At 36.6% G+C, this 15530-nt stretch carries 19 protein-coding genes; 1 reads left to right on the forward strand and 18 read right to left on the reverse strand.

Translation table 11 applies throughout. The features are described from left to right. Positions 1 to 14: 14 nt before the first annotated feature. The 16 genes from dnaG to rpsU all read right to left on the reverse strand — a co-directional run bounded on the left by dnaG (position 15) and on the right by rpsU (position 12709). Positions 15 to 1844 (reverse strand): DNA primase, encoded by a 1830-nt coding sequence (gene dnaG, locus ACKXGF_RS09215; RefSeq protein WP_411953467.1) that lies wholly within the window; start codon positions 1842 to 1844, stop codon positions 15 to 17. A gap of 282 nt (positions 1845 to 2126) precedes the next feature. Further along, positions 2127 to 2924 carry a pyruvate, water dikinase regulatory protein gene (locus ACKXGF_RS09220; RefSeq protein WP_411953468.1) on the reverse strand — a complete coding sequence of 266 codons (798 nt, stop codon included), beginning with the start codon at positions 2922 to 2924 and terminating at the stop codon, positions 2127 to 2129. A 17-nt stretch (positions 2925 to 2941) separates the two neighbouring features. Then, positions 2942 to 3571, reverse strand: a complete 630-nt coding sequence (locus ACKXGF_RS09225; protein WP_411953469.1) for a helix-turn-helix transcriptional regulator — start codon at positions 3569 to 3571, stop codon at positions 2942 to 2944. 87 nt (positions 3572 to 3658) lie between these two features. Next, positions 3659 to 4402: a DNA repair protein RecO gene (gene recO, locus ACKXGF_RS09230; protein WP_411953470.1), complete on the reverse strand. Its 744-nt coding sequence runs from the start codon at positions 4400 to 4402 to the stop codon at positions 3659 to 3661. Between the two features lie 16 nt (positions 4403 to 4418). Further along, positions 4419 to 4568, reverse strand: a complete 150-nt coding sequence (locus tag ACKXGF_RS09235) for a YqzL family protein (RefSeq protein ID WP_411953471.1) — start codon at positions 4566 to 4568, stop codon at positions 4419 to 4421. Between the two features lie 99 nt (positions 4569 to 4667). Then, the gene (gene era / locus ACKXGF_RS09240; RefSeq protein WP_411953472.1) at positions 4668 to 5573 is read right to left on the reverse strand and encodes a GTPase Era; all 906 of its coding nucleotides are present in this window, start codon (positions 5571 to 5573) and stop codon (positions 4668 to 4670) included. A 148-nt stretch (positions 5574 to 5721) separates the two neighbouring features. Next, the gene (locus ACKXGF_RS09245) at positions 5722 to 6081 is read right to left on the reverse strand and encodes a diacylglycerol kinase family protein (RefSeq protein WP_411953473.1); all 360 of its coding nucleotides are present in this window, start codon (positions 6079 to 6081) and stop codon (positions 5722 to 5724) included. Then, on the reverse strand, positions 6071 to 6550 hold the full coding sequence (ybeY, locus tag ACKXGF_RS09250) for an rRNA maturation RNase YbeY (protein ID WP_167264211.1): 480 nt from the start codon (positions 6548 to 6550) through the stop codon (positions 6071 to 6073). Before ybeY ends, ACKXGF_RS09245 begins: the two co-directional genes overlap by 11 nt. 18 nt (positions 6551 to 6568) lie before the next feature. Further along, positions 6569 to 7522, reverse strand: a complete 954-nt coding sequence (locus ACKXGF_RS09255; protein WP_167264166.1) for a PhoH family protein — start codon at positions 7520 to 7522, stop codon at positions 6569 to 6571. Between the two features lie 3 nt (positions 7523 to 7525). Continuing rightward, on the reverse strand, positions 7526 to 8677 hold the full coding sequence (locus ACKXGF_RS09260) for a sporulation protein YqfD (RefSeq protein WP_411953474.1): 1152 nt from the start codon (positions 8675 to 8677) through the stop codon (positions 7526 to 7528). Positions 8678 to 8693: 16 nt separating this feature from the next. Then, positions 8694 to 8984 carry a sporulation protein YqfC gene (gene yqfC, locus ACKXGF_RS09265; RefSeq protein WP_411953475.1) on the reverse strand — a complete coding sequence of 97 codons (291 nt, stop codon included), beginning with the start codon at positions 8982 to 8984 and terminating at the stop codon, positions 8694 to 8696. 83 nt (positions 8985 to 9067) lie between these two features. After that, complete coding sequence (locus ACKXGF_RS09270; protein ID WP_167264160.1) at positions 9068 to 9556, reverse strand: hypothetical protein; 489 nt, start codon at positions 9554 to 9556, stop codon at positions 9068 to 9070. Between the two features lie 25 nt (positions 9557 to 9581). Further along, a complete protein-coding gene (gene floA, locus ACKXGF_RS09275; protein ID WP_411953476.1) occupies positions 9582 to 10580 on the reverse strand; it encodes a flotillin-like protein FloA in 999 nt (332 codons plus the stop codon). 24 nt (positions 10581 to 10604) lie between these two features. Next, positions 10605 to 11924: an NfeD family protein gene (locus ACKXGF_RS09280; RefSeq protein ID WP_411953477.1), complete on the reverse strand. Its 1320-nt coding sequence runs from the start codon at positions 11922 to 11924 to the stop codon at positions 10605 to 10607. A gap of 140 nt (positions 11925 to 12064) precedes the next feature. After that, positions 12065 to 12511 (reverse strand): GatB/YqeY domain-containing protein, encoded by a 447-nt coding sequence (locus ACKXGF_RS09285; RefSeq protein ID WP_411953478.1) that lies wholly within the window; start codon positions 12509 to 12511, stop codon positions 12065 to 12067. Between the two features lie 18 nt (positions 12512 to 12529). Then, complete coding sequence (gene rpsU, locus ACKXGF_RS09290) at positions 12530 to 12709, reverse strand: 30S ribosomal protein S21 (protein WP_167261095.1); 180 nt, start codon at positions 12707 to 12709, stop codon at positions 12530 to 12532. Positions 12710 to 12851: 142 nt separating this feature from the next. Between rpsU and ACKXGF_RS09295 the strand changes: the two genes are divergently transcribed. Further along, positions 12852 to 13787 (forward strand): Na/Pi symporter, encoded by a 936-nt coding sequence (locus tag ACKXGF_RS09295; protein WP_411953479.1) that lies wholly within the window; start codon positions 12852 to 12854, stop codon positions 13785 to 13787. 244 nt (positions 13788 to 14031) lie between these two features. Here the strand turns inward: ACKXGF_RS09295 and deoC are convergent, their stop codons facing one another. Together deoC and ACKXGF_RS09305 are read right to left on the reverse strand one after the other, a co-directional pair. Next, positions 14032 to 14703 (reverse strand): deoxyribose-phosphate aldolase, encoded by a 672-nt coding sequence (deoC, locus tag ACKXGF_RS09300; protein ID WP_411953480.1) that lies wholly within the window; start codon positions 14701 to 14703, stop codon positions 14032 to 14034. Positions 14704 to 14752: 49 nt separating this feature from the next. Next, positions 14753 to 15526, reverse strand: coding sequence for a 16S rRNA (uracil(1498)-N(3))-methyltransferase (locus ACKXGF_RS09305; RefSeq protein WP_411953481.1), 774 nt, complete (start codon positions 15524 to 15526; stop codon positions 14753 to 14755). Between the last annotated feature and the right edge of the window lie 4 nt (positions 15527 to 15530).

Here is a 15530-nt window from a genome sequence, read left to right on the forward strand (position 1 = left end):
TTCCAAACTGGTCGCTATAGCTTGGATTTATTACTTTTCTTTCTCAATTCCAATATTTTCATACCTATTCTTGCTGCGGATTTAGGATCGTTTTCTTTCTCAGCATTTTTAAGCATCGTTTCTAATGAACGAATTTCCTGATCTACATCCGCTTCTTTTAGAATGGCAAATAAATAATCATCTAGTTCTTCTCGCTCTAATGTATCACTAATGGATATAAGCGCTAGTGAAGACACCAGTTGTCTTAAAGATTCTTCTGGTAAACGCTCCATAAAACGACTAACATTAGGATCATTGCCCTCTTCATAATATGCATAGAGATAAGTCACTAACACTTGATGCTCTTGCATGTTGAACTTAGAACCTAAACGTTCTTGAACTTGCTCAGCAACATAGCGATTTTGTAACATATGAGCTAATAATTGTCGTTCTGCATTTTGGAATGCAGGATATATAGCGTCTTGTCGTTTGGGTCGTTGACTCGATTGAGTATCAGACTTAGCACGTTTAGCTTGTTCATGACGGCGTTCATTTATTCTTCTGCGTTCTGCAATCTCATCTTCCAGTGTCTCACGGTATAAATTGAAGTTTTCTTCCAGCTGCTTTAAATATACGTCTCGTTCTACTGCGTGATCCACCGTTGCTATTAAATCGAGTGCTTTTTCGATATACGTCAGTTGATCTTGCTGAACATGTAAATTATAGTCTTTCTTAATAAAGTTCAACATAAACGCAACATATGGCTCAGCAGTACCCAAAACTTGATTTTGAAACTTATCTTCACCGTAAGATTGAATGAAGTCATCTGGATCCATTTGGTAAGGTATATTTGCAATTAATACTTGTAGTCCAGCTTTTCTCGCAACTTCTGCAGCTCGCTGGCTCGCTTCTCTTCCTGGTTGATCTCCATCAAAACAAATGACCACCTTTGATACATAGCGGCTAAGTAAGCGAGCTTGATACTCTGTTAGACTCGTTCCTAATGTGGCCACGCCATGCTTTATTCCTGCTTGACTTGCTTTAATGACATCTGCGTAACCTTCAAAGAGGATGATTTCATCTTGTTTTTGAGCGGGTTTACGAGCTTGATGAAAGTTGTATAATAATTTACTTTTTTGGAAAAGCTTAGAGTCAGGGCTGTTTAAATATTTGGGTTCAACCCCATCTTCAATTGCACGACCACCAAAACCGACAATTTTCCCTTGATGGTTGTGAATCGGAAATAAAACTCGACCTTGAAAGCGGTCAATGATGGTATTCCCGTCTCGTTGACTTAATAAACCTATATCAACTAGGCTTTGGAGCTCAAATCCTTTTTGTTCTAAAAATGAAACCAAAAACTGACTTTTATAAGGTGAATAGCCTAATTGAAACTCTTCGATATCCTGATCCTGAAATCCTCTTTCTTTTAAATACTTAAGCGCGTCTTTACCATCATCCGTATATCTTAATACATGATGAAACAACCGACCAGCCCATTCATAAGCATTAATAGCTGACTGTTCTGTTTCAGATAGTGTTGTTTCATTTGAGCCAGGCATATATTGTTCTGGAATCGTTTCACCACTTCGTTTAGCTAAAGCTTGAACAGCTTCAACAAATGATAATGAATCGAGTTCCATCACAAAATTGATTACATTTCCACCTTTTCCACACCCAAAACAATGAAAAATTTGTTTATCAGGGGAAACAGAAAAAGATGGTGTATTCTCACCGTGAAACGGACAAAGACCAAAATAATTTCGGCCTTTATGAGTTAGTTGTATATGCTCACCAATCACATCAACAATATCATTCTGTGATACGATTTGATCAATGAGTTCTTCTGGTATTTTTTCTTGCATATACATCACCATATCTATAATTATTCGATAGAAGTTTTTAAATCCCTTCAACTTTCGACAGTTTTATTACCCTTTATATCCAGAATTCTAATTAAAACCTCTTAAATCTAATTTGTTATTTAATTTTATAGACATAAAGTGATAAATTTCACCACAAGTATGCATTATAACCTAAAATTTCAGTAAACGCTATTAGTTTGTTTAAATTTTATGCTCCGAAAATTACGTGCAACATAATAAAACGGCCCGTCTATATTTGACGAGCCGATTAATAATATTGTTTCACCTTATAGTATTTAAAATAGCGTTGGCAGTTTCTTCAACTGCTTTAGTTGAAACATTGATGGTTCGACATCCAATTTTATCAACGATTTTATTAAAATAGTCAATTTCTTCTTGAATACGTTCTTCTTTAGCGTAATTTGCGCTTCCATCTAAACCAAGCGACCTTAAGCGTTCTGTTCGAATATGGTTTAATTGTTCAGAATCAATATTTAATCCAATACACTTACTTGGATGCACTTGAAATAATTCTTCAGGCGGTTCGACTTCCGGAACAATAGGGACATTAGCAACTTTTAATTGTTTATGTGCTAAAAACTGAGATAAAGGTGTTTTAGAAGTTCTTGACACTCCAATTAATACAAGATCAGCTTTTAAAATACCTTTAGCATCCCGACCATCATCATACTTAACCGCAAATTCAATCGCTTCAATTCGTTTATAATAATCTTCATCTAATTTATGAACTAGACCTGGCTGTAAAGCAGGCTCTTCATCTAAATACCCCTTTAAATTCTCAATCAAAGAGCCCATCAAATCCATTGCAACAACATGATTTTCTTCTGCTTTTGATTTAATTCGTTCACGAAATTCTGTTTTAACTAGTGTATAGGCGATTAAACCATCACTTTCTTTTGCCGTTTGGACTGCTTCATCTAAAGTCTCTAAGTCTTCTACATAAGGTATACGTTGAATCCGCATTTCTGATTTAGCAAATTGACTCACTGCAGCTTTTACCATGAGTTCAGCAGTCTCACCAACAGAGTCTGAAACTATATAAAACGTTTTTGGGTTCATCACTCACCGCCCCCTTTTTAAATACGATCTTGGTTAACTAAACCTACAAATGCTTTCGTGATATTGGTTTTCGTTAATCGGCCAATCACTTCTAATCCCCGCTCATTTTCTTGAACGACAGGTAAAGCATCTATCTGATTCTCTATCAGTTTTATACTAGCATCGAGTAGTAAATCATCCTTCTGACACACTTTAATTTTTGGTAATCGTGTCATAATGATATGTACTGGTACTTCCGTTAAATCTTGTTGTCCCATACTTGTTCTTAATAAGTCTTTTCGAGACAGTACACCTACTAAGATGCCATGTTGATCAACCACAAATAAAGTCCCCACATCCTCTAAAAACATAGTCGTAATAGCATCATAAGCATGGGCTTGGTCGTTTACAACAACTGGTACTGAATAATGATCACGAACGGATAACTTTTTAATTTTATCAGTTAGTAATTCGCTTCCCGTTTTACCTGTATAAAAATAACCAACACGTGGCCTAGCATCCAAAAATCCAGCCATTGTTAAGATAGCTAAATCAGGACGTAACGTTGCCCGTGTTAAATTTAATTCATCTGCGATATTTTCACCTGTAATTGGCCCTCGTTCTTTCACTATATCGACAATTAATTCCTGTCTTTCAGATAAATCCAATTTCTTTCACCACCTCATAAAGGTCCTCACAACATAAATATTATACACTATTTCTTTATATAGTTAAAGAAAGTATAACACATTTAACTATTCTTGCTGCAAATCATTCATTTGTTGTAGAAATCGCTTTGATTTAATTGTGAATCCACCATAATAATCGTAATATTGATTTAAGATATGTTTGATTGCTTCTAGTGTCTCATTCTTAATCGATATATCTCGAATATTTGTGATGCTTCTATGACTCATAATTTTGAGGACATGGTAAAGCTGTGGTGAAATTTTAATGCTATCCGTTGTTTGATATTGACATTGTTCACATACCACCCCGCCTGCCATGACAGAAAATCCAGCAATTGGTTGATCTGAATGCCCATTAACACATTGGTCTACGACTGGTGCAAACCCACCAATATAATACATTTTCATTTCATACATTAAAGCAATAGCTAGTGGTGATTCTTCTTCCATTCTTTCTAAGCTTACTAATAACTCTTTGAACAAAGCTTGGTTTGGGCTTCTTTCATCTAGTAATTTAGTCGTTAACTCAGCAATATATGTAGCGTATGCTGTTAACATGATATCTTCCCGAATATGCCGCATACTATGTAACACTTCGCCTTGATGAACAGTCCCCATTCCTTTGCCCATATAGAGCAAATATTGGCCATAGATAAATGGCTGCGCAACCGCAGCCATTCGACTTTTGTTCTTTTTTGCACCACGTGCTACTGCACTAATCATGCCATATTGTTCTGTTAATAATGTTAAAATTTTATTTGTTTCCCCATAATCTTGTGTTCTTAGCACAATACCATTAATTTGCTCCATATCCTCTCACCTGCTCTTACCTTTTTACGTTAGGTTTAACCGTTGATGCACTTTGTGATGAGGTTAATGCTTTTTGATTACTTTGATTAGATTCTAGTTGTTTCATAAGCAAATATGTTTCGACATTTCCGGTTTTTTCAAACAAACTCCAAGGGATGTTAAACATTTTACTCTCCACCTTTCAGTTATTGAACTGAAATCTTCAAGCTTATGTTTCACCGAAATGAAACAGTTAATAAGTTAAAATAATTACCAATTCATACGATTAGTACTCATCTTCACGATAGCCATAGTCACGTAAGTGAAATTGACGATTTCGCCAATCCTTTTGTACTTTCACCCACAATTCTAAATAGATGCCAGTACCTAATAAGGATTCTATATCCGTTCGCGCTTCGGAACCAATTTGTTTTAGCATTTTACCTTGCTTTCCTATTATAATCCCTTTTTGCGAATTTCGTTCCACCACAATGGTTGCTTGTACATCAATCATATCCTGATCTTCACGTTCTTTAATCGAATCAATAACGACTGCAATTGAATGTGGAATTTCTTCGTGAGTATGATGTAATACTTTTTCTCTAATGAATTCACTAATAATAAAACGTTCAGGATGATCTGTTAAATGGTCTTCAGGATAATATTGTGGTCCTTCTGGTAGATGTTTCGAGAGGACATTTAATAGCTCTTCTGTGTTATTACCTTCTAAAGCCGAGATCGGAACAATGTCTTCAAAATCTAATTGCTTGCGATACGTATCAATAATTGGTAATAATTCGTCAGGGTGTACTTCATCTATTTTATTAATGACCAATACAACTGGGTTTTTCACTTGTTTCAGCCTTTCGATGATGTATTCATCACCTTTACCAAAACTTTCGTCAGCATTAACCATGAACATAATGACATCTACTTCATTTAATGTATTAATAGCCGACTGAACCATAAAATCACCTAAACGGTGCTTGGGTTTGTGTACTCCTGGTGTATCAATGAAAACATACTGCGTTTGATCAGTCGTTAACACACCTTGGATCTTATTACGAGTTGTTTGTGGCTTATCGCTCATAATGGCAATTTTTTCACCGATAACTCGATTCATGAATGTGGATTTACCTACGTTTGGGCGTCCAATGATCGCAATAAATCCTGAATGATATTGTTCCGTCATAACTTGTCTCTCCTATTCATAACTTGTTCTTCTAGTTTACTATAAATTAGATAAGATTTCATACAAATGACAAATGTCGTGGTTTTTAGTTCACTCATAAAGCTTTTTTAAATAAATAAAACCCGCTATGAGCGAGTTTTAAAAATGATTATGAGACGATCTCCCATAACTTTGGTAGGAAAATTAACAAACCTACAATGAATGCTGTAATCGATGATATTAAAACAGCTGCTGCGCTAATATCTTTAATTTGCTTAGCTAACTGATCATAGTTAGGAAATAACACATCTGTCAGATACTCGATAACAGTATTAATTAACTCAACCGTTAACACGATACCACTAACGACCACAATTATGGCCCACTCAGTTAAACTTATCTCAACCATCCATCCCATGAAAAATACAATCATGAGAATACTGAAGTGAATCCTAATATTGAATTCTTGCTTAATAGCTGTCTTCAATCCAGTTAGAGCATAGCTAAATCCAACACGATTACGTTTCATTTCGTTTCAATCCGAATGATTGTAAAATCGATTCTTGTTTTTGAAACATCGCTTTCTCATCTGCTTTTGTTTCGTGATCGTACCCTAACAGATGTAATAAACCATGTACAGCTAAAAACGCAAGCTCACGATTTAAGGAATGATTATACTCATTAGCCTGAGCTTTAGCTCTATCAATAGAAATGACGATGTCACCTAAATGAACAGGAAGGTCATCACCAACAATATCTAATTCTCCTTCTCCTTGCTCTTCAAGTGCGAATGAAATGACGTCAGTTGCATAATCTTTTTCACGGTAATCAGCATTAATTTGTTTAATGGTTTCATCGTCCACGATTGTGACAGACATCTCTGCCGTTTCTTCAATGTTTTCCTCATTAGCAGCATATTGTAAAACATCTTCTAGCAACTTAATCAGGTCGTTTTCAACAAGTTCTGTTTCATCGATAAAGTCAATTTGCACAAGGATAACCTCCTCAGTTAGGATTTAAGCTTCGTACGCATCAATAATGCGTTGTACAAGTGGGTGACGGACGACATCGACACCTTTTAAGTAATTAAATGATATACCTTTCACGCCTGCCAATTTGCCTTCAGTGACCCTTAATCCTGATTGTACACCTTTAGGCAAATCAATTTGAGTGATATCACCTGTTACAACCATTTTAGAGCCAAACCCAAGTCGTGTTAAAAACATTTTAATTTGTTCGGGTGTTGTATTTTGAGCTTCATCAAGAATGACAAACGCATCATCTAAAGTTCTTCCACGCATATAGGCCAAAGGAGCAATCTCAATGGTTCCACGTTCCAATAATCTAGCAGTATGTTCTTTACCAATGACATCATGTAAAGCATCATACAATGGGCGGAGATATGGATCTACCTTTTCCTTTAAATCACCTGGTAAAAACCCTAAACTCTCACCCGCTTCAACAGCTGGTCTTGTCAAAATCATTCGTTTAACTTCACCGTTACGTAAAGCTTTTGCAGCCATAACCACGGCTAAATAAGTTTTACCCGTTCCAGCAGGTCCAATTCCAAACACAAGATCATTCGCCTTCATAGCCGCAACATAATCTCGCTGACCTAAAGTCTTAACACGAATTGGCTTACCGTTCTGGTTTTTAGTAATTTCGTCTTCGAATAAGGTTTCAAATTGTTCAAGCTTGTCTGTCCGTGCCAACTCAATACCATAAATAATATCTCTTTCAGTTACTGTAATGCCCTTTTTAACGACATTTAAAACTTTTTGTAATAAGTCATGCACAAGCTCTATATCTTCTTTTTGACCTTCTATTTTAATCTGCCCACCTCGTGTAATAATATTGACGGGCATAAACTCTTCAATTTGCTTAATATTACGATCATTAGTACCGAACAGGTTAAGTGTATCGCTATGATCTTCAAGATGTAAATTAATGCTTTGTTTATCGTCTTGCATACATCAATCTCCTTGATCAATTATTTGTTTTTGAGCAATATCTTCATGTACTTTAACAAAAATATCTAATTTAACTTTATCACTGTCACGTTCCTCGTGCAAAACTTTTTGATAGACGACGTCGATATCAGAATCCAACTGACGTTTCATTTGGTTTTCGATTTCTTCTTTCAGTTGCTCGGATTCTTCAAATTCTTTTGTTTCTGTTTGTAAAGTATAATGGTCGTGTCGTTTATAGGTAATGGGTAATTCCCAATTCAAAAAATACAATGACTGTTCAGTTGTATACGTTAGGTTGTCCGTTGTAGGGCTAAATAAATCAAAACGGTCAAAAAGAGTTAATGAATAATTCGTTTCCTTATCTCCTGTAAGCATCTCATAACTTTGCTTTAATGGAGAGGTAACTTGAACCCTGTACCACACATCTGCCAAAACCTCTCCTTTGGCATGAACTTTAACTTCGCCTTCTTCATCCAACAAACCAGACACAAGCAGGTCGCCTTGATTAACCGTATCTTGAACATTGACCACAGGTTTACCTACTTCTACAAACATAGATTGGATCACACCTGTTTTAGACGCGATTAAATCAACTGGCTCGTCTGATTTAGGTTCTTCAAATGTTTCAGATTCTTCAACAGTAATGGTAAAAGAAGTTCCCTGTTGATTGATCCCAATATACGAAAGCTCATCAATACGATTCATTACTTCTCGTTCAATATTACTTAGGGTTTCTTTTTGTTGCATCCAGTTTCCCCGTTTTAGACCTAACTCATTTAATGTTTCAGTTACATCATACCGTAACTCTTGTGATCCACCAATGACTTCTACACGCCATATGATATTTGATAATAGTAAGATCAAGATAAATGTTAAACAAACCCCAATGATGACTGGGATTCCAAAATGTTTAAATTGCTTTAATTTTAATAAACGTGGCCGATGAATTAGTTTCAATCGACATGAATATGTATGCCTTCTACGTTTCATTTCAAAATATGTTTGAGGTGTCACACGCAATGAAAATTGTTCATTATTAAGTTGTTTTAAATCTTTAATAGGATGCCCATCACGAGCAATTGACTGAATAAGATCATTTGACTGATTACCATCTACTCTTACCTGAACTAATTTATAGTCATAATACTTGTCCAACTCATCACCCCCTTTTTTATATATTTGACGGACTTCGCCAGCTTACATTTTCAATCTGACCTTCTATTACGATTTCTTCTTTGAGTAAATTTTTTATCACGAGATTCCTTCCAGTCACCACCATTTGAGATTGTTGTTGGTTAATAATAATTTCTTGATTCGAAAAGTGACTTAGTCCATGATGATTTTCAATATATAAATGTAGCTGTCCAATCATTGTCACACGGGGATAATCATATACAACATCAACTGGTAATTGTCCATATCGACTTAACCAGTTGCGGAATGGTTTCGGTATTAACTTCATGAATCTTCCCCCTATCAACACCAATATATGAAAAAAGCACAGAATGTATACGCAAGACATCCTGTGCTTTAACTGTTTCATTATTAAGTTTTATTAGCTTTTGATTTAGGTTTACTCAATACTTCAGCCATCATAAAACTTTCGACAATTCTTTTACGGGTAATATTTTCATGAACAGATACACGAGGGATTGAAGACTGATCACTTTGACTGATTGATCCTCGTTTAATCGTATCCATGCTACCTATGGCATCACCATGTACACCACTTGAAGCTGGTTGATTTTCGACTTCTTCTAATCGTTGTCTCGAGTCTTCCATTGCTTCATACCAGCTGGAAGTTTGGTTAGACAAATCATCCATTTTCTCTTGTGCTGTTTGTTGAACAGATTCTTTTATATCACTCACTGTTTCTTCAGAAGATGTGGATGTCTGGCGATTTTGTTCTTTGAACACGGGACGATCACGAGTTTTTTCTTCGTTATCACCCTTCTGAAAAATACTAAATAAACCAGCAAGAATAGCAAAAATTATAAAGATGTTACTGGCGATTAATTCGATTAATCCACCCATATGCAATCACTCTCCTTTAGAGCGATTATTTTTTATCATCACTCTCATCATTTTCGTGTTTGCTTAATTTACCAATCATTTCACGCATATCAGTGTCAGCTAACATGTTCTTATAATTCACGTAATCCATGACGCCCATGTTACCATTTCGTAAAGCTTCGGCAAGCGCTTGAGGTACTTCTGATTCAGCCTCAACCACTTTAGCTTGCATTTCTTGAACTTTCGCAATGTTTTCCTGCTCTTGTGCAACAGCCATAGCACGACGTTCTTCCGCTTTTGCTTGTGCAATATTTTTATCAGCTTCAGCTTGATCTGTCTGTAACATGGCTCCAATGTTTTTACCAATGTCGATATCAGCAATATCAATAGATAAGATTTCAAAAGCAGTTCCAGCATCTAGACCTTTAGATAACACGTTTTGCGAAATTGAATCTGGATTTTCTAATACCTTACCATGATTATCAGATGAACCAATCGTACTTACAATACCTTCACCAACACGTGCGATGACTGTATCTTCACCTGCACCACCCACGAGTCGGTCAATATTCGCACGTACCGTAATACGAGCCTTCGCTTTCACTTCAATACCATCCATGGCAACACCAGCGATAAATGGTGTTTCAATTACTTTAGGGTTAACACTCATTTGCACAGCTTCTAAAACATCACGTCCTGCTAAGTCAATAGCAGCACAACGTTCAAAACTTAGCTCAATGTTCGCCCGTTGCGCTGCAATAAGTGCATTTACAACACGGTCAACATTACCACCAGCTAAGTAGTGACTCTCAAGTTGATTCGTTTGTACATCTAATCCTGCCTTATGTGATTTAATTAGCGGATTAATCACCATTTTCGGAACGACGCGACGTAAACGCATACCTACTAGAGTGAAAATGCTAATTCGTACACCAGCTGCTAAGGCACTAATCCATAGCATAACTGGAACAAATGTAAATAAGATTGCAATACCAATAATGAGTAATGCAACGATTATTAGTGGATATATATCCATTAATTCCATGATAAAACCTCCATAAATTTTCTCTTATTTTATTTCTCGAACCACAATCCGAGAACCTTCCACTTTGACAATTTTAATCGGTTTATTTCGATCTATGAACTGACCTTCTGTTACGACATCAAGTCGCTCATCGCCAAAGATAGCTGTTCCTGACGGCCGTAAGAAAGTTAAAGCCGTCCCTTCTTCATCAATTAAATCATTCCGAGTTTGATTAGATAGATAACCTTTCTCAGAACTCGTTTGGTCTTTTAAAACAATATGTCTAAAGACTCCACGATTAGTATCTAATTTTTTAAACAAGAAAACTGCCACAAAAATTGCAAGCAAGATAGCTATACTTAAACTGATCGCCATTTGACCAATGTCAGCACCAGATACTAGTAATGCACCTAGAATAGAGACACCACCAATAGCTCCAAATATTCCACTCGGTACAAAAATTTCAATAACAATACAGGTTAGGCCGATTAATAATAATATCATGGATTCATAGCCAGCAAAGCCAGCAATCAAATGGCCGTAGAAAAATAATAATAACGACGCACCTCCCATGATTCCAGCGACCCCGAACCCAGGTGAATATAATTCAACGATTAAACCAATGCTTGCAACGGATAATAAAATCGAGATTACCACAGGATTGGTTACAAAACGAGCGATGTTTTCAGAAATCGTCGGCTGTGTTTCAACAAGCCGAGCCCCTTCATAACCTAATTGATTAATGACATCTTCTCGACTAGTGACTTTGGCTTCAGCATAGCCTACTTCTACTGCTTCATCAGGGCTTAAAGTTAAATATTTTCCTTCACCTGCGTCCATCTCAGGTAAATCAATCGATGGATCAGCCATAGCTCTTGCATATAAAGGATCTCGGTCTTGGCGTTCCGCTGCTGCTTCCATTGCAGCAATCCATGCTGATTGAGCTTTTTCATCTGCTGCTGTTCCATCACCTGTAATGACACCTGAAGCTCCCATTGTTGAAGCGCTATTCATATATATGCTATCTGTCATTAATGCTATGTAAGAACCGGCTGACAATGCTTGGCTTTTAACGTAAGCAGTGGTAGGCGTATTAGTATCAGACAGTAAACCAGCAATTTCATTTGCAGAATCAACTCTTCCCCCAGGTGTATCGATTTCAAAAATGATATGGTCAGCAAAGCTTTCTTCTGCTTCTGTAATACTGCGTTCCATAAACGCCACTAAGCCGCGCTCAACATCATCCTTAACCGGAACAACATACACAGTATCATTTCCAGATTGTTGATCAGCCATTGATGATGGCATGTTTCCAGCTACTAAACATATCACGGCTATAACAAATAATTGTAGCAAGCGTCGCAATTATGACCCCCCCTTTATTTAAACCGTCACAATTTTACGATAATACAAGCTAAAAAATAAGTGCTAAGCAAATCAATGCATCATTTCTAAATTCTTTCATGATGATCTCATTGACATGCAAAGCACCTATCTTTCTTTACCTACTGCAATCGCTCTATAACAAGTTTATTGACTTTTGAACCGTCTGTTTTACCTTTAACTTTAGGCATAACAGCACTCATGACTGTGCCCATATCTTGTTTAGACGTTGCCCCGACTTCTTGAATGGTTTCATCGATAATCTCCACCAATTCATCATCAGATAATTGTTGTGGTAAATATGATTCAACAAGAGCTAATTCCTGCTCCGTTTTTTCGACTAAATCTTCACGATTAGCATCCTTGAACTCTTGGAGGGAGTCTTTTCTTTGCTTTACTTCCCGCATTAGAACTTGGAGCTCCTCTTCTTCTGTGAGCTCTCCACCCTTTTTATTAATTGCTTCATTTTGTAATGAAGATTTAATTCCACGAATGACTGTAAGCTTATCCTTCTCTTTGTTGCGCATAGCTTGTTTCATGTCTTCGTTTAAACGATCAAGCAAAGCCATTAGAGTTACACCCTCTTCTTACTTTTTATTCTTTTTAGCAGCTTCTGCTTTTTGCTTCTTACGACGTTCGCTCGGTTTTTCGTAGAATTCGCGCTTACGATATTCTGAAAGCGTGCCATTCTTAGAAACCGATTTTCTAAAGCGTCGAAGAGCATCTTCAATAGACTCATTCTTTCTAACGTTCGTTTGATTTGACATGCTCTACCCTCCCTCCAAATAAAACGCATAAATCAATATGTGCCTTAGCACATCTTAAGTCATTATATTAAATATTTTCGCATTGGTCAATGTTTTAGACATCACTTGTCCAAATTGACATAAGATGAATTGAGGTGTTCGTATGTATTCACTGTTGTTGCTCATCTTTGTCTTAATTGGTTTATTAATCTTCGGCTTAACGTTGATGAAAATAGGTTTTCAAACCTTAACAGAACAGTACATTGACCAATTAGAATCAAAACTTTCCAAAAGAAATGGTTTTCTGTTTGGCTTTGTTATGACATTACTTTTTCAAAGTAGTTCAGTATCCATTGCCATGCTAATGACCTTTATCGGTTCAATGAAAAGATCAATTCCGTTCATTTTGTGTTATTTAATCGGTGCGAATATTAGCACCACGTTAACTACGCAACTTTTTGTATGGAACAATGATGTCATAATGATTGGATGTCTAATTGTTGGCTTTATCTTTGTGTTACTTCCTTTTAAACATTATAGTTGGTTTAGTATCGGTTCAGTGCTACTTGGTATTGGCGTTATTTTTGCAACATTAAATGGTTTTGGAAACTTAACTCATGCATTATCTATGTCTCAGATTGATGCATGGTTAGAATCACCTGAAACATCACCATTTCAACTTTTGTTTTCGGGTTTTGCTATAACTGCTATATTACAATCTTCAACGACTTTCACAGCACTCTTAATTGGTTTTATAGAAGAAGGCCCTATTTTATTACATCATATTTTATACTTGATTGTTGGAGCTAACCTAGGAACTTGTATTACAGTGTTATTTTTTTCAATTGGACAAAACCATTTAGCTAAATTAGTCGCTTATAGTCATATTGGAATAAATTCAATTGGATTATTATTGGTCCTGGCTTTTCCGGTTGTGTTTGAGACCTATATGATTGATGCTATTACGAATATGATTACATCGATCGAACAACAAATCGTTTTCATTGCATTGTTTTATAATATAATCATTGGTTTGGTCATCCTGATTTTCTTAAAACCATTTGCTTCGTTTATGAAATTATTCTATAAACCAACTTAAAAACTATATTCTAGTCCGTTGTTGCTATTGTGATCCGCTTTCGGTGGACGCTTTCCGCGGGCACGGCTCGAGCCTCCTCGGCCGAAAAGCGTGGCCTGTGGGGTCTCGAGACTCGTGCTGTTCCCACAGGAGTCGCCACCTTCGCTTCTCACAATTCAACAACTAAATACTAAACCCTTCAATATAAAAAAGAACTATACCAGAGCCCTAATAAAAAAACCGCTGGTCGCCCAGCGGTTTTTCCTTAATAATCAGCGTTAGATTGTTCACCTTTAACAATTTCAACTCCAGATGATGCACCAATACGTGTAGCACCAGCATTAATCATAGCATTAGCATCTTCAAGGCTTTTCACGCCACCTGATGCTTTCACTCCCATTTCAGGCCCAACTGTTGAACGCATAAGTTTGATATCTTCAACAGTCGCTCCTCCGCCTGAAAAACCAGTTGAAGTTTTCACATAATCAGCTCCAGCACGTTTAGCTAGTTCACACGCTTTGACTTTCTCATCTTGAGTTAATAAAGATGTTTCAATAATGACTTTAACGAGTGCGCGATCTTTTGCTTCATCAACAACAGCTTGAATATCACGCTCTACCTCTTCATATTGACCATCTTTTAATGAGCCAATATTAATCACCATATCGACTTCCGTTGCTCCGTTTTCAATCGCTTGGTTCGTTTCAAATACTTTTGTTTCAGGTGTCGTTGCACCTAACGGAAAACCAATAACAGTACAAACCTTAACATCAGTACCTTTTAACAGTTCATAGCAATGTACTACCCATGTCGGTGTTACACAAACAGATGCAAATGCATTGTCTTTAGCTTCTTGGCAAATTTCGTTAATTTTTTCTGTTTGTGTATCTGGTTTAAGCTGTGTGTGATCAATTTTACTTGCTAATGATTGACTCATTGTGATCTCTCCTTATTAAATATACAATTTATAACGCTGATTTGGAATATCAATCCTTATGACTTTCCTCTAAACAATAGGATAATACAGATAATGCATAAAGTGAAGCTGTTTCCGTTCTTAATATACGACGGCCTAATCTAGCCGGTAAAACACCGGCTTGTTCACAAAGGGTTAATTCATGAGGTGAAATACCACCTTCTGGGCCTATAATTAATAGGACTCGCTGGTCTGAACCGATTTGATTCATAATATCTGACAATGGCCACTCAGGTTCATCATCACCTTTTGCTTCGTATTCACTTGCCACAATCAATAGATCAAACTCACCAGAATCCAACACCTGAGATAATGATTGTAATGGTTGAATGGTCGGAATCATGAGGCGATGAGATTGTTCACTCGCTTCTTTTGCTATTTTTTGCAATCGAGTTACTTTTTTATCCTGCTTCTTTCGATCCCATTTAACAATAGATCGATCCATTTGTAATGGGATGAACGAACGCATGCCTAATTCCGTGCCTTTTTGAACAATGGTTTCCAGCTTATCCCCTTTGGGTAAACCTTGTGCCAATGTGATATGTGCTGGTAACTCTACTTGTTCATTTAATGTTTGTTTGATTGTCGCAACGGCTGTTTGCGTTGTGTCATCAAACTGACTCAATTCTAATTCAAAACTTTCTTCGTTTTCATTACAACCAATAACGATATCACCTGATGTCATACGCATGACTTTGTTAATGTGATGATAATCCTCACCACTAATCGTTACTTGACCCTTATTATAATCCCATTGATCATTTGAAATAAAGTATCTTTGCATCGTC

Source organism: Alkalibacillus sp. S2W, assembly GCF_046764385.1.
Taxonomy (GTDB): Bacteria; Bacillota; Bacilli; order Bacillales; family Alkalibacillaceae; genus Alkalibacillus; species Alkalibacillus almallahensis.